Origin of the sequence: Arthrobacter sp. ISL-48 (assembly GCF_018613805.1) — a bacterium.
Lineage (GTDB): Bacteria > Actinomycetota > Actinomycetes > Actinomycetales > Micrococcaceae > Arthrobacter.
On the sequence record NZ_JAGGPL010000023.1, the window covers coordinates 73,540 to 90,739 of the forward strand.

Annotated in this window: 18 protein-coding genes; 15 read left to right on the forward strand and 3 right to left on the reverse strand. The window is 64.9% G+C overall.

Features of this window, described 5'->3' with window-relative positions; all coding sequences use genetic code 11:
- Positions 1-18 precede the first annotated feature (18 nt).
- The 5 genes from J7E83_RS19190 to J7E83_RS19210 all read left to right on the forward strand — a co-directional run bounded on the left by J7E83_RS19190 (position 19) and on the right by J7E83_RS19210 (position 4,117).
- The gene (locus J7E83_RS19190; protein WP_214965372.1) at positions 19-1,236 is read left to right on the forward strand and encodes a CaiB/BaiF CoA-transferase family protein; all 1,218 of its coding nucleotides are present in this window, start codon (positions 19-21) and stop codon (positions 1,234-1,236) included.
- Position 1,237: 1 nt separating this feature from the next.
- A complete protein-coding gene (locus J7E83_RS19195) occupies positions 1,238-2,773 on the forward strand; it encodes a carboxyl transferase domain-containing protein (protein ID WP_214965374.1) in 1,536 nt (511 codons plus the stop codon).
- 56 nt (positions 2,774-2,829) lie between these two features.
- Entirely contained in the window at positions 2,830-3,162 is a 333-nt protein-coding gene (locus J7E83_RS19200) for a winged helix-turn-helix domain-containing protein (protein WP_214965376.1), read from the forward strand.
- Positions 3,163-3,176: 14 nt separating this feature from the next.
- Positions 3,177-3,674: an SRPBCC domain-containing protein gene (locus J7E83_RS19205; RefSeq protein ID WP_214965378.1), complete on the forward strand. Its 498-nt coding sequence runs from the start codon at positions 3,177-3,179 to the stop codon at positions 3,672-3,674.
- Positions 3,675-3,772: 98 nt separating this feature from the next.
- On the forward strand, positions 3,773-4,117 hold the full coding sequence (locus J7E83_RS19210) for a hypothetical protein (RefSeq protein WP_214965380.1): 345 nt from the start codon (positions 3,773-3,775) through the stop codon (positions 4,115-4,117).
- Between the two features lie 6 nt (positions 4,118-4,123).
- Here J7E83_RS19210 and J7E83_RS19215 read toward each other — a convergent pair whose 3' ends face one another.
- Positions 4,124-4,357 carry a hypothetical protein gene (locus J7E83_RS19215; RefSeq protein WP_214965381.1) on the reverse strand — a complete coding sequence of 78 codons (234 nt, stop codon included), beginning with the start codon at positions 4,355-4,357 and terminating at the stop codon, positions 4,124-4,126.
- 1 nt (position 4,358) lies between these two features.
- Positions 4,359-4,616, reverse strand: a complete 258-nt coding sequence (locus J7E83_RS19220) for a hypothetical protein (RefSeq protein ID WP_214965383.1) — start codon at positions 4,614-4,616, stop codon at positions 4,359-4,361.
- Positions 4,617-4,868: 252 nt separating this feature from the next.
- Here J7E83_RS19220 and J7E83_RS19225 point away from each other — a divergent pair, with 252 nt between their 5' ends.
- The 3 genes from J7E83_RS19225 to J7E83_RS19235 all read left to right on the forward strand — a co-directional run bounded on the left by J7E83_RS19225 (position 4,869) and on the right by J7E83_RS19235 (position 6,530).
- Positions 4,869-5,546: a GDSL-type esterase/lipase family protein gene (locus tag J7E83_RS19225; RefSeq protein WP_214965420.1), complete on the forward strand. Its 678-nt coding sequence runs from the start codon at positions 4,869-4,871 to the stop codon at positions 5,544-5,546.
- An 84-nt stretch (positions 5,547-5,630) separates the two neighbouring features.
- Positions 5,631-5,828, forward strand: coding sequence for a hypothetical protein (locus J7E83_RS19230; protein ID WP_214965384.1), 198 nt, complete (start codon positions 5,631-5,633; stop codon positions 5,826-5,828).
- 183 nt (positions 5,829-6,011) lie between these two features.
- Positions 6,012-6,530, forward strand: coding sequence for a flavin reductase family protein (locus J7E83_RS19235; RefSeq protein ID WP_214965386.1), 519 nt, complete (start codon positions 6,012-6,014; stop codon positions 6,528-6,530).
- A 59-nt stretch (positions 6,531-6,589) separates the two neighbouring features.
- Here the strand turns inward: J7E83_RS19235 and J7E83_RS19240 are convergent, their stop codons facing one another.
- Positions 6,590-7,321 (reverse strand): GntR family transcriptional regulator, encoded by a 732-nt coding sequence (locus J7E83_RS19240; RefSeq protein ID WP_214965388.1) that lies wholly within the window; start codon positions 7,319-7,321, stop codon positions 6,590-6,592.
- A 148-nt stretch (positions 7,322-7,469) separates the two neighbouring features.
- On the opposite strand from J7E83_RS19240, the gene J7E83_RS19245 reads away from it, so the two are divergent.
- From J7E83_RS19245 to J7E83_RS19275, 7 genes are all read left to right on the forward strand, one after another.
- Positions 7,470-8,852, forward strand: a complete 1,383-nt coding sequence (locus J7E83_RS19245) for an MFS transporter (protein WP_214965390.1) — start codon at positions 7,470-7,472, stop codon at positions 8,850-8,852.
- On the forward strand, positions 8,849-9,880 hold the full coding sequence (locus tag J7E83_RS19250; protein WP_214965391.1) for an L-idonate 5-dehydrogenase: 1,032 nt from the start codon (positions 8,849-8,851) through the stop codon (positions 9,878-9,880). The genes J7E83_RS19245 and J7E83_RS19250 overlap by 4 nt, the downstream gene beginning before the upstream one ends.
- A gap of 111 nt (positions 9,881-9,991) precedes the next feature.
- Positions 9,992-11,203, forward strand: a complete 1,212-nt coding sequence (manD, locus tag J7E83_RS19255) for a D-mannonate dehydratase ManD (protein ID WP_214965393.1) — start codon at positions 9,992-9,994, stop codon at positions 11,201-11,203.
- Positions 11,204-11,250: 47 nt separating this feature from the next.
- Positions 11,251-12,192, forward strand: coding sequence for a PfkB family carbohydrate kinase (locus J7E83_RS19260; protein WP_214965422.1), 942 nt, complete (start codon positions 11,251-11,253; stop codon positions 12,190-12,192).
- Between the two features lie 71 nt (positions 12,193-12,263).
- Positions 12,264-13,649 (forward strand): mannitol dehydrogenase family protein, encoded by a 1,386-nt coding sequence (locus tag J7E83_RS19265; protein ID WP_214965395.1) that lies wholly within the window; start codon positions 12,264-12,266, stop codon positions 13,647-13,649.
- Positions 13,642-14,271 (forward strand): bifunctional 4-hydroxy-2-oxoglutarate aldolase/2-dehydro-3-deoxy-phosphogluconate aldolase, encoded by a 630-nt coding sequence (eda, locus tag J7E83_RS19270; RefSeq protein WP_214965397.1) that lies wholly within the window; start codon positions 13,642-13,644, stop codon positions 14,269-14,271. The genes J7E83_RS19265 and eda overlap by 8 nt, the downstream gene beginning before the upstream one ends.
- 311 nt (positions 14,272-14,582) lie before the next feature.
- Positions 14,583-16,769 (forward strand): glycoside hydrolase family 36 protein, encoded by a 2,187-nt coding sequence (locus J7E83_RS19275; RefSeq protein WP_214965399.1) that lies wholly within the window; start codon positions 14,583-14,585, stop codon positions 16,767-16,769.
- The last annotated feature ends 431 nt before the right edge of the window (positions 16,770-17,200 follow it).

Sequence of the window (17,200 nt, forward strand, 5' to 3'; positions counted from 1 at the left end):
CCGAAGGAGCCCAAGGCAATGAGCAGAACCGACCACAGCCGCAACAGTGGCCCCCTGTCCCGGCACCTGGTGGTGGACCTGAGCCGCGCCCTGGCCGGCCCGCATGCCGCCATGATGCTCGCCGATCTGGGTGCCCGGGTGATCAAGGTGGAGAACCCGGGTACCGGCGATGACACCCGCGGCTGGGGACCGCCCTTTGTTGGCCATGATGATGCCCCGCAGTCCACCTACTTCATGTCCTGCAACCGCAACAAGGAGTCCATCAGCCTGGATCTGAAGAGCGGTGACGGTCAGGCAGTGCTGCGCGGTTTGCTGGGCCGTGCGGATGTGGTGATCGAGAATTTCCGTCCCGGTGTCATGGACCGCCTTGGGTTTTCAACCAAGGTCATGCACGAGATCAATCCACGGCTGGTGATCCTCTCCATCACGGGGTTCGGCCACGACGGCCCCGAATCCCGGCGCAGAGGCTACGACCAAATCCTCCAGGGCGAGGCTGGCCTCATGTCACTTACAGGCTCCGGACCGGACGACCCCCAGCGCGTGGGCGTCCCCATCGCTGACCTCCTCTCCGGTATGAACGGAGCGTTCGGCGTGCTGGCAGCGCTGGTCGAACGGGACAGAACCGGCCGCGGACAGATTGTGCGCACATCCCTGCTGGCATCGCTGATCGGCGTCCATGCCTTTCAGGGGACCCGGACCACAATGGCCGGGGAAGTGCCACAGGCGCAGGGAAACCATCACCCGTCCATCGCGCCCTACGGGCTGTTCTCCTGCCGGGACGGGAGCGTACAGATCAGCGTGGGAAGCGAAAAGCTGTGGGCATCCTTCGCCGCTGCCTTCGGCCTGGACCCCTCCGCACCCGGGTTTGCCAGCAACGCCGAAAGGGTGCGGAACCGCGACGGGGTGATCGCCGCCGTCGAACGCGTCTTTGCCGACTATGGTGCGGCGGAGCTGTTGAAGAAGCTGAACGACGCCGGGATCCCCAGCGGGAAGGTGCGCTCGCTGGATGAGGTGTACAGGTGGGACCAGGTGGCGTCGCAGGGGCTGGTCATCGACGTTGCACACCCGCTGCTCGGAAACATCAGCCTGCCCGGGCCTCCGCTGAGGTTCTTCGCACCCGGCGACACCACCGAGACCACCGTGACCAAGCACGACGCGCCGCCCTTGCTGGACGAGGACGGGGCGGACATCCGTGAGTGGCTGGCTCTGACCCATGCGGCAGTGGGGGCGAACTGACGTGCCAACCACAGAAAAGGTCCGGCACCTGAACGCCACCGAACTGCTGGACACCGTTATTGATGAAGGGTCGTTCGTGTCCTGGAACGGCCCCGCCCAGGAGCCGCCGCTGAGTCAGGAGTATGCCCGCGACCTTGAAAGGGCGCGGGAGCGAAGCGGGACCGATGAATCGGTGATCACCGGGGCCGGCATGATCCGTGGTCACCGGGTGGCGGTGATCGTCAGTGAGTTTTCCTTCCTCGCCGGCTCAATCGGCCGTGCCGCGGCGCAGCAGATCGTGGCTGCCGTGGAACGAGCCACGGCAGAGGGTCTTCCCTTGCTCGCTGGTCCGGCATCCGGAGGCACGCGCATGCAGGAAGGGACGCTCGCATTCCTGTCCATGGTCAAGATCACGGGTGCGGTACGGGCGCACCGGCAGGCCGGCTTCCCTTACCTTGTCTACCTCCGCCATCCCACTACCGGGGGAGTCATGGCTTCGTGGGGCTCCCTGGGACACGTCAACGTGGCCGAACCCGGCGCCCTGCTGGGCTTCCTGGGGCCACGGGTTTACCAGGCGCTGCATGGAGAGTCCTTCCCGGAGAATGTGCAGGAGGCCGAAAACCTGTTCCACAAGGGGCTGATCGACGGCGTCGTGGAACCGGCGGCCCTGCCGGAAATCATCGAGCGGGCGCTGAACATCCTTGCGGCAGCGCCTGCCGGCCAGGGGGCGACGGCCAGAAAGACGGCGCCGGCCAGCCTTGGGGTCCGGCCGTCGCCCGTGGATGCGTGGACCTCGATCGGAATTTCCCGAAAGCAGCGGCGGCCGGACCTGCGCCAGCTCCTCAAGTTCGGCGCGGATGACGCCTTGCCGCTGAGCGGCACTGGCCAGGGCGAGAAGGATCCTGGGCTCCTGCTGGCACTTGCACGCTTCGGCGGGCAGTCCTGTGTGGTCCTCGGCCATGCGCGCCCGTTGCGGAAGGATGCGGCCGGTATGGGGCCGGGTTCATTGCGGGAGGCGCGGCGTGGGATGAAGCTGGCGGAGGAACTCCGACTCCCACTCCTGACCGTCATCGACACAGCCGGCGCTGCACTCTCGCAGGAGGCCGAGGAAGGCGGCCTGGCCGGGGAGATCGCTAGGTCCCTGTACGAACTGATTGGACTGGAATCGCCGTCGGTCTCTGTGCTGCTCGGCCAGGGCGCCGGTGGCGGAGCCCTGGCGCTGCTCCCCGCGGACAGGACCATAGCGGCACAGCACAGCTGGCTGTCGCCCCTTCCCCCGGAAGGCGCAAGTGCGATTGTGCACCGCACCACAGAATTTGCTCCGGAGATGTCACAAGCGCAGGGCGTGAACGTCGCAGCGCTGTATGCCAATGGGCTGGTGGACCACATCGTGGACGAACGGGACGACGCTTCGCTCGAACCGAAGGAGTTCTGCGTCCGTATGGCACGGGCCATTGAATACGAACTCAGCACCATCGCCGGAGTGCCCGTGGCGGACCTGCTGAAAGCGCGTGCCTCGAAGTACCGGGAGCTGGGGGGTTCCGCCCCGTCCAGATAAGAGACTCCACCCTGGACCGTTGACACCCCACTACAACGGACATATTCTACAACCAAATGGTTGTAGATCAGATGAGTGATGCCGACGTCGACCGGCTCTTCCAGGCGTTCGCGGACGCCACCCGCCGGGATATTGTCCGGCGGGTGACGGTGGCTGAGTATTCGGTGTCTGGCCTCGCTGCCCTCTACGCCATGAGTTTCGCCGCGGTGCAGAAGCACGTGGTGGTGTTGGAGCGCGCTTCCCTGGTGATCAAGGAAAAGCGTGGAAGGGAGCAGATCGTGCGGGGCAATCATGAAGGCCTGCAGAAAGCCCGGCGCCTGCTCGACGAGTATGAGGCGATCTGGCGGCGGCGCGTCGACCGGATCGCGGACATTCTGGCTGAAGGATAGGAAAGGGTTCCGCAATGACCGTTGTCAGTTCCATGAAGAATCTCGAGGCATTGAGCTTCACCTTGATCGCCGAGTTTGACGCCGGCGTCGAGCGCGTCTGGCAGATCTGGGAAGACCCGCGGCAGCTGGAGCGCTGGTGGGGCCCGCCTACGTGGCCGGCCACCTTTGAGCAGTTCGACTTCCAGCCCGGCGGCAAGGCCGGCTACTACATGACAGGTCCAGAGGGCGAGAAGGCGGGGGGCTGGTGGCGCTTCACCGCCATCCAGGCTCCGAGCCAGCTCGAGTTCGACGACGGCTTCGCCGACGACACCGGCGCTCCCGTCGAGGCCATGGGCACCACGCACGCCACGGTCACCCTTGAGGACCTCGGCGGCCGCACCAGGATGACCATCAACTCCTCTTTCGAGTCGGAAGAGCAGATGGAAAAGATGGTGGAAATGGGCATGCAAGAGGGCCTGAAGGAGGCTGTCAGCCAGATCGACACCATTCTCGCCGAGCACGCCCGCGCCTGACACGCGAACGGCCAGAGCCGTCCACTTTTCGCTGTCCCTGGCCAGGAGTAGTATCACGCCAAGTCACGTGAACAGCAGTAGACCCTCCAGGAGTGCCGATGGCGTCGCTACCAGTATCCAGGCTTCAAGGCAGCTTTAACGTCGTGAGCGGAGTCTGGCCGCTGGTTCATATGCGCAGCTTTGAAGCTATAACGGGGCCTAAGACAGACAAATGGCTGGTCCGCACAGTCTCCGGTCTGTTGGTCACCATTGGCATTGTCCAGTTCCTTAGCCGCGACGATACCCAGGACATTGCCATGGCCAGGCGCCTTGGGATAGGAACAGCAGCCACACTCGCCGCCATCGACGTGGTCTACGCGGCCAAGGGACGGATCAGCAAGATCTACCTCCTCGATGCCGCCGTCGAAATGCTATGGATCCGCAGGTGGCAGCGGGAGCAGTAACCAGCCTTATTCCGGTACTTCGATCTGGAAGCCGCAGACGCATCTGAGGACGCGGGTGGACAGGTATACGTCCAGGGCTTCATCCTGGACGTTTTCTGTTGACCGGGATGCCTGGAAGCGCCGCAGTTCTGTCCCGCCTTTTTCCATCAGTTGTCCGCAGTGCATGTAGTGCCCTGCGAAGACGAGGACATTGTCCTGGCTGGATCCGTCGAAGGTGTAAGCGTCAGAGCTGATGGACATGTCAGGCTGCCGAGGGGTAGCTGGCCAGGATGTAGTCCGCTGCTGCGGGCCCGTTCATCCGGAGCCGGCTGTCCTGGACGTCGATGCCGTTCCGCCTCATGGCCGCCCGGAACGCTTCGTCCGGCTTGGGATCGAAGCCCTGAAGAAAGCACCAGCTGACGTACAGTCCGTAAAGGCAATCGGCCTGGAGCGGGCAGTCAGTGTCCGGGTCTGGAATGGTGGCTTCGTTGAGGAATTGCTCAAACTGCGAGGTGGCCATAACGGGCTCATTTCCGCGATGTGCATTATGTGCCGCCATGCGTCTACAGCAGCGTTTCTTGCGGCCGTGCACTCGGCCGGAAGAGGTCCCGCCCCTGAGGGCTGTCACTGGGGTTGCTAATGAATGTACGGCCCGGCGCCGAGTCTGTCCAGAGCAATGAGAAAATAGGGAGCACTCCGGGGACATATCTGCTGACCACAGGAGCACTTTCAAGGCCTGCGGTCCGAGGGCAACAAAGAGGGGGTTTTGACGGTGATTGGTGGAAAAGATCCGGTACCTTCAACCGGCCATGTGGTTCTGCTCGGTGACTCCATTTTCGACAACAAAGCGTACGTCGGCGGCGATCCTGACGTCGTCAATCACCTTCGAGGAGAACTTCCACCCGGCTGGAGGGCCACCCTCTTGGCGATAGACGGCGACGTCATCTCCGGAGTCCTGGGGCAGCTGCGTTCCTTGCCGCATGATGCGACCCATCTGGCTATCAGTGCAGGCGGAAACGACGCGCTTGGCTTCGCTTACCTGCTCGCGTCTCCTGCCAGCTCCGTCGCAGAAACCCTCCAGCTGTTCAGGAGCGCCCAAGATCGGTTTGCAGCGGACTACGAAGCCATGATGGAAGCGCTTGCCGCTACCGGGCTGCCCATAGCTGTTTGTACGATCTACGACACTCCTGCTTCGGTGCCAGAGCACGGGCTCATCAAGGCGGCCTTGGCTTTTTTCAATGACTGCATCACCCGTGCAGCCTTCGCCCGTGGCGCTTCCCTCATCGACCTGCGTCTGATCTGCAACGATGATGGGGACTACGCCAATTCCATCGAGCCGTCTGACCAGGGAGGGTCCAAGATCGCCCGGGCGATCGCGGCCGTGGTGGGTCTTCGCGAGGCTTCCCGCAGCTCCAGCGTCATCGCCGGAGTCTCTGTCGTTCCGCGCTGACCGGGCGTATTCTTGGCATTGATCCGGATGTGGAGGGTGTCCGGTCATCCATATCAAGCCAGGGGGAAGGCGGCATGGATTTAGATGTGCATTAGTGAGCTGTGGGGCAGGCTCGATGCCACGACGCAAAGATGGCTGACAGAAAACCCAGGATGCCTGATCCTGCCGCGCACCGTATCGGCGAAGGTCAACATCGCAGCGGGCGGAACCATCAAGCGTGACGGGCACGGACAGATCGTTCTGTCCAAGGAGGACCGCGACTTTATCGCAGCCAAGGCGTAGGCCCTTCGGTGCAGGTCCGCCACTGGAAACGGTCACGAAAAGAGTGAAGGCGGCGGGTTTCGTTACCCCGTGCTTCGGGCCGTGAAGCCGTGTTGCCTTGCACGTCGGCGCGTTTCACCGGGTGTTGAGAACCGGCATAACCGAGTGGTTGGTTTGTTGGACAGACCCCGAAAGGAAGAATCCATGCCGGAACACTCCGATGTCACCCCGGACAGATTACGTACCGTCCTTGGCCATTTTGCCTCCGGGCTGACGGTGATTACGGCTGCAACTGACCGCGGACCTGCAGGCTTCACGTGCCAGTCCTTTTCATCCCTTTCGCTGGATCCGGCGCTGGTGACCTTCAGCCCGGCCCGGACCTCCAGCACGTGGCCGTTGCTTCGTGCCGCCGGAACCTTCACGGTGAATATCCTTCCGGCCGAGCACCGGCACTTGGCCGCCCAGTTCGCGCGGTCAGGAGCTGACAAGTTCGCCGGTGTGGATCATTCTCCGTCACCCCTTGGCAATCCGGTGCTGGACCGGGCCCTGGCCTGGGTGGACTGCGAACTTCACCAGGAGTACGACGGCGGCGACCACACCATCGTTGTGGCAGCGGTCCGGGCCCTAAGTGCCCGCTTGGACGCCGAACCGCTGCTCTTCTTCAAGGGCGGCTACTATGCCGGGGTCCAGTCCCGCTCCGGATTGCTAGAGAGCGTGGCTTGACGGTTGCGGGCAAGGCCTGATGCCTAGCCTCCCGGCCTCTTGCTCTTCGTGGCGGCTTGTCAGGCGAGGCGGGCGATGCTCCGGCGGGAGGCGCGACGGACTCCGCCATCGGAGAAGAGCTCCGGAGTCGCGGCCTGGATCCGTTTGACATCATCAAAGACGCCTCGCAGGTGCAGGCGGAGGGAACTGTCGGCCTCCGGCAGGTTGTTGGCCTCAAGGGCATCCACTACGGCAGCGTGCTGTCGGATCAGCGTTGAAATCGGCCTGGTGTTGAGCAGGCTCATGCGCCGGGCCCGGTCCAGGTGCGCCTTGGCTGAGTTGACTGCAGCCCAGGCAGCTTCGTGCCCCGCCAGCCTGAGAAGTTCGCGGTGGAAATCCTCGTCCAGGCGGAAGAACTCCTCCACATCCCCGCTGGAGTCAGCCTTCGACTGACTTTGGAGGATGTCCCGAAGCCCTGCGATGCCGGCGTCGTCAACAGCTGCATCACGGAGGGAAGCGCATTCGATCGCCTCCCGGACAAACTGGGCTTCAGATACCCGGGCCAGATCCACGAGGGAAACAAACGAGCCGATCTGGGGAAAGACCTGAACAAGCCCCTCCTCCCGCAGCAGAATCAGGCTCTCCCGGACCGGTGTACGGCTGACCCCCAGTTCCTGCGAGAGCTCGTTCTCCGACAGGGGTTCCCCCGGCGGGAGCTGCAGTGAGATGATGCGCCGCCGGAGGGTTTCGAGCGTCTGGTCCCGGACGGACAGCCGTGGTTGCTGTCCTTTGCCGCGTTTGTCGGTTGCCATGCTCCCAGTCTATTCTGTTGACACACTAGAATGGTAGTGCTTGTATGGTAGTACACCACAGGGTGTCGCCGGTCACTCCAGCACAACTCCGGGCACTCTCTTCCGTTCCACTCTCCCCTTCATTTCATCGCCTGCAAAGGAGCACCTGATGACCGAGAGCATCGCACCACCCACCACTAAGCCGGAGTCGCGGACCACGCGGGACCTGGCCAAGGTCGCCGTTTCCGGCTGGCTCGGGACCGCCATGGAGTTCATGGACTTCCAGCTGTACTCACTGGCCGCTGCCATTGTCTTCAACAAGATCTTCTTCCCGGAGGTGAGCCCGGTGATGGGCCTCATCGCAGCCATGGCGACGTACGGTGTGGGCTATGTTGCCCGCCTGGTGGGCGCTATCTACTTCGGCCGCATGGGTGACAGGATCGGGCGCAAGAAGGTCCTGTTCATCACCATTGCACTCATGGGCGCCTCAACGACCCTCATCGGTGTCCTTCCCACGTACGCCATGATCGGCATCTGGGCTCCGATCCTGCTCGTGGCGCTGCGCCTGATCCAGGGATTTGGCGCTGGCGCTGAAATCGCCGGAGCCACCGTGATGCTCGCGGAATTCGCACCGGCCCGCCGCCGCGGCCTGATCTCCTCCCTCGTCTGTCTCGGCACGAACTCCGGCACCCTCGCGGCTTCCGGGCTCTGGGCCATCCTGGTCAGCATCCTCCCTGAGGACCAGCTGCTCAGCTGGGGCTGGCGCATCCCGTTCCTGGCCAGCTTCGTGCTGATGATCTTCGCGGTTTGGATCCGCCGCTCGCTCAAGGAAAGCCCGGTCTTCGAACAGCGCGCCGATGTTGTTGACGGCGTCGCCCTGGCCAAGAAGGACATAGCCGCGGCGGCCGTCCAGGCCGGCACCAGCACCATCGAGGCGGCCCTGCACCAGCGCAAGGGCAAGTCCTTCCTGATCGCCCTCGGCCTCCGTTTCGGTCAGGCCGGAAACTCTGGGCTCGTGCAGACCTTCCTCATCGGCTACCTCGCGACTGTCCTGCTCGTGGACAAGAGTGTCGGCACCACAGCCATCGTTTACGGCTCTCTGTTGGGCTTCATCACCATCCCGATCATGGGCCTCTTGGGCGACCGGTTCGGCCGGAAGCCGCTGTACCTCGCACTGAGCGCCCTTACGGCGCTCTTCGCCATCCCCATGATGATGATGATCACAAGCGGCAACACAACGGTTATCACCGTCGCCATCGTGATCGGCCTGAACCTGGGCGTGCTGAGCCTCTTCGCCATGGAGAGCGTCACCATGGCTGAGTTCTTCGGAGCCCGCACCCGCTTCACACAGCTCGCCCTGGCAAAGGAAATCGGGGGCATCCTCGCCACCGCCATCGGACCCCTGCTGGCTGCGACGCTCACGGCCGTCACAGGACACTGGTGGCCGCTGGCCGCGATGCTCGTAGGCTACTCGTTGATTACGTTGGTCTCCGCCGCCGTCGGACCTGAGGTCCGCGGCCGCGATATGGTCCGGCTGGAGGACGCGGTTTGAAAGCCGTCGTAGTCCACGGAGCCAACGACCTGCGCATCGATGACAGGCCGGAACCTGTTGCCGGCCCCGGCGAGGTAGTGCTCGACGTCGAATGGGGCGGCATCTGCGGCTCGGACCTTTCGTACTGGCGCCACGGTGCCTCGGGGACTGCTGCGCTGAAGTCGCCGCTGGTTCTCGGCCACGAAGTGGCCGGCCGGATCGCCCAGCTGGGCGCAGGTGTGCAAAACCTCGACGTCGGCCAGCCGGTCACGGTTCACCCTGCGCAATTGGTGGGGGACGGCACCATGCCGGAACGGCTGGCTGGCCGCACCAACCTCTATCCGCACATCCGGTACTTCGGTTCGGCGGCCTTTGACCCGCATACCGACGGCGGGTTCAGCGAACGGAAGCTCGCCAGGGCAGCCCAGATCCGGCCGCTGCCGGAAGGTGTGGACACCCTGCACGGTGCACTCGCCGAACCGCTCGCCGTCGCCCTGCACGCAGTGGGAAGGGTGGGATCCCTCGCCGGCAGGGACGTCTTGGTAAACGGTGCCGGACCCATCGGCTCCTTGGTGATCGCAGCAGCCAAGTTCGCCGGAGCCAGGACAGTGATCGCGGCGGACATCAACGATGCCTCGCTGCGGATTGCCAAGGCCATGGGCGCTGACGAAGTCCTAAACGTCTCCGGAAGCGGCGGCCTTCCGGAAGACATGGAGCTGGTGTTCGAAGCCTCCGGCATTCCCGGCGTATTGGGTGGTGTCCTCCGGGCCACTGCCCGCGGCGGAACCCTGGTCCAGGTGGGCAACCTGCCTGGTGCTGCGGCTCCTGCGACGCTGGGGGACCTGGTGACACGCGAGATCACCTGGATCGGTTCCTACCGCTTCGTGGACGAGATCAGTGACGCACTCAGCGCCATGGCCGCCGGACTCGACGTATCTCCCGTCATTACCCACAAGTTCGGGATTGACCAGGCCGCGGAGGCCATGCGGGTTTCGGCGGATCCTGCGTCCGGCAGCAGCAAGGTCATGCTCCGCCTCGGCCCCAACTGACGCCCCGCACTACTGCCAGCCCAACTGAGTAGCAGTAAGTGTCGTTTTGAGGACTGAACGACGGTTACTGCGACCTACTTTGATTTTTCCCACTTACCTAAGGATCAACCAGTGAAGATCACCGACGCACGGGTAGTGGTTTCGTCGCCAGGACGGAATTACGTCACGCTCGTTGTTGAAACCGAGGACGGCGTCACCGGCATCGGCGACGCCACCCTCAACGGCCGCGAACTGGCCGTCGCTTCTTATCTGACGGAGCACCTCTGCCCGTTGTTGATAGGTCGCGACGCACGCCGGATCGAGGACGCCTGGCAGTACTTCTACAAGGGCGCCTACTGGCGACGCGGGCCGGTGACCATGACCGCGATCGCCGCGATCGACGTCGCGCTGTGGGACATCAAGGGCAAGGCAGCGGGCATGCCCGTCTACGAACTCCTGGGCGGTGCGGCCCGTGAAGGAGTCATGGTTTACGGACATGCCAGCGGTTCCACACTGGAGGACCTCAGCGCGGATTTCCAGCATCACCTGGACCTCGGCTACAAGGCGATCCGCGCGCAGGCCGCAGTGCCCGGGCTGGAGAAGACCTATGGCATTGCGCCCGTGGACGGCCGGACCTATGAACCGGCAAGCGGCAACCTTCCCCAGGAGGACCTGTGGGAGACCACTGCCTACCTGGACTTCGCGCCCAGGATGATGGCCCACGTTCGCGAACAGTTCGGCTACGGCGTCCACGTCCTGCATGATGTCCACCACCGGCTGACGCCGATCGAGGCCGGCCGGCTCGGGGCGGCACTCGAAAAGTACCGCCCGTTCTGGATTGAGGACCCGACGCCGGCAGAGGATCAGTCGGCTTTCCGCCTGATCCGCCAGCACACCACCACGCCCATTGCGGTGGGGGAGGTGTTCAACTCGATCTGGGACTGCCAGCAGCTGATTACCGAACGCCTGATCGACTACATCCGCACCTCTGTCTCCCACGCAGGCGGCATCACCCACCTGCGCAGGATTTTCTCGCTGGCGGACCTCTACGGAGTGCGCTCCGGCTCCCACGGCGCGGGGGATCTTTCGCCGGTCTCCTTCGCCGCGGCGCTGCATGTGGACATGAGCATTCCCAACTTCGGTGTCCAGGAGTACATGGGCCACCGCGATCCCGCCGGCGAGGTCTTCAAGACCTCATACACGTTCACTGACGGGTACATGCACCCCGGCGAGGCCCCCGGCCTCGGCGTGGAATTCAACGCGGAAGCCGCCGCATCTTTCCCGTTCGACCCGAAGTATCTGCCCGTCAACCGGCGGCTCGACGGATCGGTGCACGACTGGTGAGCGCCGCAACGCAAGAGAACCAGCGTCAGCCGTTCGACGTCGTCGTGATGGGCGAAATCCTCATCGAAGTGGCGACCGATGCGCCGTTCGCCCACGGCGTTCCCGCACAGCTGGGCATCTCAGGGGATGCCCTGAATGTGGCGGCGGCCGCGGCTTCTGCGGGAGCAAACGTGGGGCTGCTTTCCGTACTCCCCGACGACGACCTCGGCACTGCGATTGCCGCCCGGATCCGGGAACTTGGCGTTTCCACCGAGCTGCTGAAGTTCAGGACCGGGCAGCAGGGCGTGTACCTGATGCACTGCGACCCCCAGGGGCAACGCGAGTTTTCCTACGCCCGCACCGGGAGCGTGGGCTCAACGCTCGGACCGTGGGATGTTGACCCCGGCGTCTTCTCGGCGGCCGGGGCGGTGGTCGCGGGCGGCATCGCCTGCGCCATCTCCGCGTCGTCCCGCGCCGCCGTCCTGAAGGCCGCCGCGCTCGCCAAACGCTTTGTTTTCGATCCCAATTTCCGGCCCCGCCTGACCAGCGCGGAAGAAGCTTCCGAGCTGCTCGAGGCGCTGGCCCCGCAGACCTTCCTGGCCACCCCGTCCTTCCCCGGTGAAACGTCAGCACTGCTGGCGTGCCAGTCGCCAGCCGAGGCCGCGGCGAAACTCCGCGGTCTTGGCGCCGCGAATGTGGCAGTCACCTGCGGGGCTGAGGGAATCCAGCTGGCCGGCGGCCAACTGGACGACTCCCAGGATTCGTCCTGGATCGACGCGATTCCTGCGCCGTCTGTGGTGGACCAGACAGGCGCGGGTGACGCGTTCGTTGGCACGCTGACGGCCCGGATGGTGCTCGGCGACAGTCTTGCTGTGGCAGCCCGCTACGGCGCGGCCGCCGCATCTCTAGTGGTGGGCGGGAAGGGTGGCACAGGCCTGGTCCCAACCTTTGAAGAAACCAGCTCGCACGCCCAGCGAACCGCGGAGGGGGAAGTGCCATCACACGCCTGACTGCCGCCTCCCTTGCGGCCAGCGGAAACCAGAGGGCACCCTTTCCGCGCGATGCGCTCCAGCCGGGCATCGTGCACCTCGGCCTAGGCGCCTTCGCGAGGGCACACACCGCCGTGTTCACCGAAAACGCGATGCTGGCCTCGGGCGATTCCAATTGGGGGATCGCCGGAGTCACGCAGCGCTCGGACACTGTGGCGCGGCAGCTCGGACCGCAGGACTGCCTGTTCACGGTGAGTGAGAGGGGCAGTGGTGCAGCGCCGCTTCGGGTGGTTTCCAGCATCACCGAGGCAATCTCGGGGCTGCACCACCCGCTCGCAGTGACGGACCGCATTGCCGCCTCATCGACGTCGGTGGTCACGCTCACCGTCACCGAGAAGGGATACCGTATAGACCCCCGCACCGGAACGCTGAGCCTCTCTGATGAACAGGTCCGGGCTGACGTTGCCGGCCAGCCACCCCGGACAGCGATCGGGCAGATCGCCAGGGGCCTCCAGCAGCGGGCCCGGGCGGAGGCCGGGCCCCTCACAGTAGTCTCATGCGACAACCTACCGGGCAACGGGGACCTGACTCGGGAGCTCGTGCGCGCCTTTGCCGCGGCGCTTCCGGCGGCAGAGGGGGACCCGCTCGCGTCCTGGCTCAAGGCGAACGTGTCATTCCCCAACACAATGGTGGACCGGATGGTGCCGGCCACCACGAATGGTGACCTTGACGCCGTCGAGCGTGAACTGGGGCTCAGGGACGAGGCCGCGGTGGTGGCGGAACCATTCATGCAATGGGTCATTGAAGACAATTTTGCGTCGCGCCGCCCGCGCTGGGAGGACGCCGGAGCAGTGTTCAGCACAGACGTTGCGGCGTGGGAAGCGGCCAAGCTGCGCCTGCTGAATGCCAGCCATTCGATGCTGGCGTATCTGGGACTGGCCACCGGGAACACGACCATCAGCGACGCCGTGCGGGAGGATGCGTTCCTCACCGCCTGCAGCCGCATGATGGTCGAGGATGTTCTTCCCACGATCAGCCTGCCAGCGGGACTGGAAGGAGAAGCGTACTGCGCCCAGGTACTGGGGCGTTTCGCGAATCCTGCCCTCGGTCACACCACCGCCAAAGTTGGCAGCGACGGCTCGCAAAAGATCGGGCTGCGGTTGTTGAGGACGGTCAAAGGCAACCTCGACGCCGGCCGCGAGCCAAGGTGGGCCGCGCTCGCCGTGGCGGCATGGATGCACCATGTGGCATCCACCCCGACGGCGGAGCTGAACGATCCGCTCGCGGCGGAGCTCCACGCTGTACTGCCCGCGACAGGGAACGCCGCGGACGTGGTCCCGGCGCTGCTTGGCTGCCGGAGCATCTTCGACGACGAAATGGCAACCCACCGCGGGTTCGCTGATCTCCTCATGGACTGGTACCGCCTTATCGACACCCACGGGCTGGAAGGCCTGAGAAATGAGATCAACCATGGCTGAGGCCACCAGTGTCCTGCACGTTTCCCCGGTCATCCCGGTGGTGACTATAGACGACCCGCAAAATGCGGTGCCCATTGCCCGGGCGCTGGCAGCGGGCGGGGTCCGCATCATTGAACTCACGCTACGGACCGAGAGCGCCCTCACCTCGCTTAAGCTCATCGCCAACGAGGTTCCGGAGATTCTCCTTGGTGCCGGAACCGTCCTTACGCCGGGCCAAGCAGACGCCGCTGTGGGCGCCGGTGCACAGTTCCTGGTCAGCCCCGGCGTGACGCCGTCGCTGTTGGACCACATGCTCACCCTTGACGTTCCGGTGCTGCCGGGCGTCGCGACCGTGGGCGAAGTGATGGCTGTCCTGGAGCGCGGCCTGGAAGCCATGAAGTTCTTCCCGGCAGGCCCGGCCGGTGGACCCGACTACCTGGCCGCCATCGGAGCCCCTATCCCGCAGGTGCAGTTCTGCCCCACAGGCGGCGTCAGCCTTGGCTCGGCGCCCGATTACCTCGCCCTGCCGAATGTCTCATGCGTCGGCGGCAGCTGGCTCACGCCCCGCAGAGCCGTTGATGACAGGGACTGGAAGCAGATCACGAAGCTCGCACAGGGAGCGGCGGCTCTCCGGGCGGAGTGATGACGCGCTGGCTCCCGTAAATCTCTTGTAAGCGGCCATTGTTTGCATCAGGCTTGCCGGTGCCGAAGGTACTGTCCGCCAACAGAAAGCACGAATTCGACGACGGCGCAGCGGCAACGGACTTTGCGTCCTTTGCCGCGGCACTGGCCTGGGGAGACGACGACGGCGGGACATCCCGCCGTCGTCGTCTCACTTTTCTGCCCGGTTATCTACTTGCTCGCCAAACCGCTGGGATAACGTTATCCTCTAAGGACTGACCATCGTTTAGCGGCGGCTTCGAAACGCCTGGCCGCATACTCCCGGGAGCCACCATGACCCTTGCGCACCTTAGTCCCGAGCTTGAGGACAAGCCCCCGACTCTTGAAGTCGCAGCCGGCGGAGAGGTCCTGTCCTGGGGAAATGAGTGCCTGCAGCTGCACTTCCTTCATGGTGACCACATCGCACCGAGGCTGCTCACCATCCAGCACGCCCAGGTCGGGCCACGCGACCTGGAGGAACTGCGCCGTTCATCGTTGCCGGTCGTGGAGATTGCCCTCGCCGGCGACGGGCGGCACGGTACGGCTGGCAAGCGGCACGTGGATGGCGGAGCCGCCCAGAGGATGCGGCTGACAAACGTGCAGGAATCCGAAGCGAGGGGCGTCCGGCGGCTCGAACTGCATGCCACGGATCCCGTCTCCGGCATCAGCGCCACCGTCCACTACGAGCTCGCCGCCGGCTCGTCCGTGCTGCGCTGCTGGACCGAAGTGCAGGCCGGAAGCTCCGCCGTCGGCGTTGAATACGTCTCCTCATTCACCCTGTCGGGGCTGGGCCACGGCCAGGACTGGGAAGAACAGCTGGGCCTCTGGCAGGCCGCCAATCCATGGTCGGGGGAGTTCCGATGGCGCCGGAATACCATCGCGGAACATGGCCTGTACAACGTCGGAATGGTGGAATACGGCCAGGTGGGTTCCAAGAACCGGATCGCGGCAACGTCAACGGGTGCGTGGTCCACTGCCGAGCAACTGCCCATGGGCATCCTCGAGGACCTGGCCACCGGGAGCGTGCTGGCGTGGCAGCTGGAGCACAACGGCGCCTGGCACTACGAACTCGGTGACCGGTATGACGACCTCTACCTGACGATCTCCGGCCCCACCGCGGCGGAGCACCAGTGGTCTGTGACCCTCGAACCCGGCGAGACTTTCACCACCGCGCCCGCTGCAGTCGCGGTGGTCCCCACCGGCGGCATCAACGCCGTCGCCGCAGAGCTGACCGCCTACCGCCGCCGTATCCGCCGGCCGCACCCTGACAATGTGGACCTTCCGGTCATCTACAACGACTTCCTCAACTGCCTCATGTCGGACCCCACTACGGAGAAGGAGCTTCCGTTGATCGCAGCCGCATCCGCGCTGGGCGTGGAGGTTTTCTGCATCGACGCCGGGTGGTACGACGACGAGAACGGCGGCTGGTGGGACTCCGTGGGGGAGTGGGAGCCCTCCGTCAAACGTTTCCCCGACGGCGGCCTGGCCGCTTTGATCGGAAAGATCCGCGAGGCTGGCATGAAGCCGGGACTCTGGCTCGAGCCGGAAGTGGTGGGGGCACGGAGCCGGCTTGCCGAGCTTCTTCCGGGGGAGGCCTTCTTCAGCCGAGGCGGAGAACGCATCAAGGAGTGGGGCCGCTACCAGCTGGACCTGCGCCACCCCGCCGCGCGTGCCCACCTGGACACCATGGTTGACCGGCTGATGGCCGATTTTGACCTGGCGTACCTCAAGCTGGATTACAACATCGACATCGGCGCAGGCACGGACCTCAATGGTGCCGTCGGCGCAGGGCTGCTGGACCACAACCGAGCCTTCCTGGATTGGGTGACCGCGGTGATGGATCGGCATCCGGGCCTGACAATCGAGGGCTGCGCTGCTGGTGGTTCCCGCACGGATGGCGCCTCGGGTGCTGTGTTCCCGGTCCAGTCGCTGACCGACCAGCAGGATTTTGCCAAGACCCCGCCGATTTCGGCCGCCGCGCCGCTAGCCATCACACCGGAACAGTCGGGCGTCTGGGCCTCCGTGGAAGGCTCCATGGGCGATGAGCAGTTGGCGTTCTCCCTGATCAGTGCGCTGCTGTCGCGGGTCCACCTTGCCGGCCGGATTGATACCCTCGGGCCCGCCCAGTTGGAGGTGGTTCGCGCCGGAGTGGAAGTTTACAAGCAGCTGCGCGGAGGAATTTCGGCCAGCCTGCCCACGTTCCCCTTGGGACTTCCGGGGTGGCGCGACAACTGGATCGCGCAGGGCGCCAGGTTGGGTGAGGCGACGTTGGCCATAGCAGTGCACCGCCGGGGAGGCGGGGCCGAGCAGTCCATAGAGCTTCCGGCCTGGCTCGGCCAGCGCCCTGCGGTAACGGTGGCGTACCCCATGTGGGGGGTGGCAGATGCCGTTGTTCTTCCCGGAAGCCACGGGCCGGCGGTCCTGAGGGTCACGCTTGAAGAGGAGAACAGCGCGAGGCTGATCCTCATCCACGCTACTTAGGCCGACGGTTCAGGGCGCCTGTCGGCCCGGTATGTCCTTGACGCACCGCAGCCTATGGCCCTGGATTCACGGTGCAAACGCTGCTCGAGCCGAACGCGCGATGGCGGGTGGCGGCCATGCGTCGCTCGAGCCGTACGCGACGGCGGGTGGTAGCTCCCGTCCCGGCTGGAACCTTTGGTTCCGGCCGGGACGGAGTTGTTTAAGGCGAGGCTGTTGAGCGTGGGCTGTTGGGTCGGGTCGTTGGGCGGGGTTGTTGGGCGGGGGCTGTTTGAGGCAGCGTGGCCAAGGCGCGGCCGCAGCCGCGTTTATCCATCCCAGAGGAGGGCGCGGGCATGTGCCTGGGGCTTCGCGTCGGCGTGGGGTATTTGCTTGCCACGGTTATTTGCATGGCCGGCGTTATTGACCCGCGTTAGGGACTGCCCCCGGTTCTG

Bases quoted from the DNA above. Each gene is read 5' to 3' on its own strand.
- J7E83_RS19200 (WP_214965376.1), top strand. From the start codon at position 2,830: ATGGTTGTAGATCAGATGAGTGATGCCGACGTCGACCGGCTCTTCCAG.
- J7E83_RS19260 (WP_214965422.1), top strand. From the start codon at position 11,251: ATGGGCGAAATCCTCATCGAAGTGGCGACCGATGCGCCGTTCGCCCAC.
- J7E83_RS19215 (WP_214965381.1), bottom strand. From the start codon at position 4,357: ATGTCCATCAGCTCTGACGCTTACACCTTCGACGGATCCAGCCAGGAC.
- J7E83_RS19240 (WP_214965388.1), bottom strand. From the start codon at position 7,321: ATGGCAACCGACAAACGCGGCAAAGGACAGCAACCACGGCTGTCCGTC.
- J7E83_RS19205 (WP_214965378.1), top strand. From the start codon at position 3,177: ATGACCGTTGTCAGTTCCATGAAGAATCTCGAGGCATTGAGCTTCACC.
- J7E83_RS19190 (WP_214965372.1), top strand. From the start codon at position 19: ATGAGCAGAACCGACCACAGCCGCAACAGTGGCCCCCTGTCCCGGCAC.
- J7E83_RS19220 (WP_214965383.1), bottom strand. From the start codon at position 4,616: ATGGCCACCTCGCAGTTTGAGCAATTCCTCAACGAAGCCACCATTCCA.
- eda (WP_214965397.1), top strand. From the start codon at position 13,642: ATGGCTGAGGCCACCAGTGTCCTGCACGTTTCCCCGGTCATCCCGGTG.
- J7E83_RS19275 (WP_214965399.1), top strand. From the start codon at position 14,583: ATGACCCTTGCGCACCTTAGTCCCGAGCTTGAGGACAAGCCCCCGACT.
- J7E83_RS19210 (WP_214965380.1), top strand. From the start codon at position 3,773: ATGGCGTCGCTACCAGTATCCAGGCTTCAAGGCAGCTTTAACGTCGTG.
- J7E83_RS19235 (WP_214965386.1), top strand. From the start codon at position 6,012: ATGCCGGAACACTCCGATGTCACCCCGGACAGATTACGTACCGTCCTT.
- J7E83_RS19230 (WP_214965384.1), top strand. From the start codon at position 5,631: ATGTGCATTAGTGAGCTGTGGGGCAGGCTCGATGCCACGACGCAAAGA.
- J7E83_RS19245 (WP_214965390.1), top strand. From the start codon at position 7,470: ATGACCGAGAGCATCGCACCACCCACCACTAAGCCGGAGTCGCGGACC.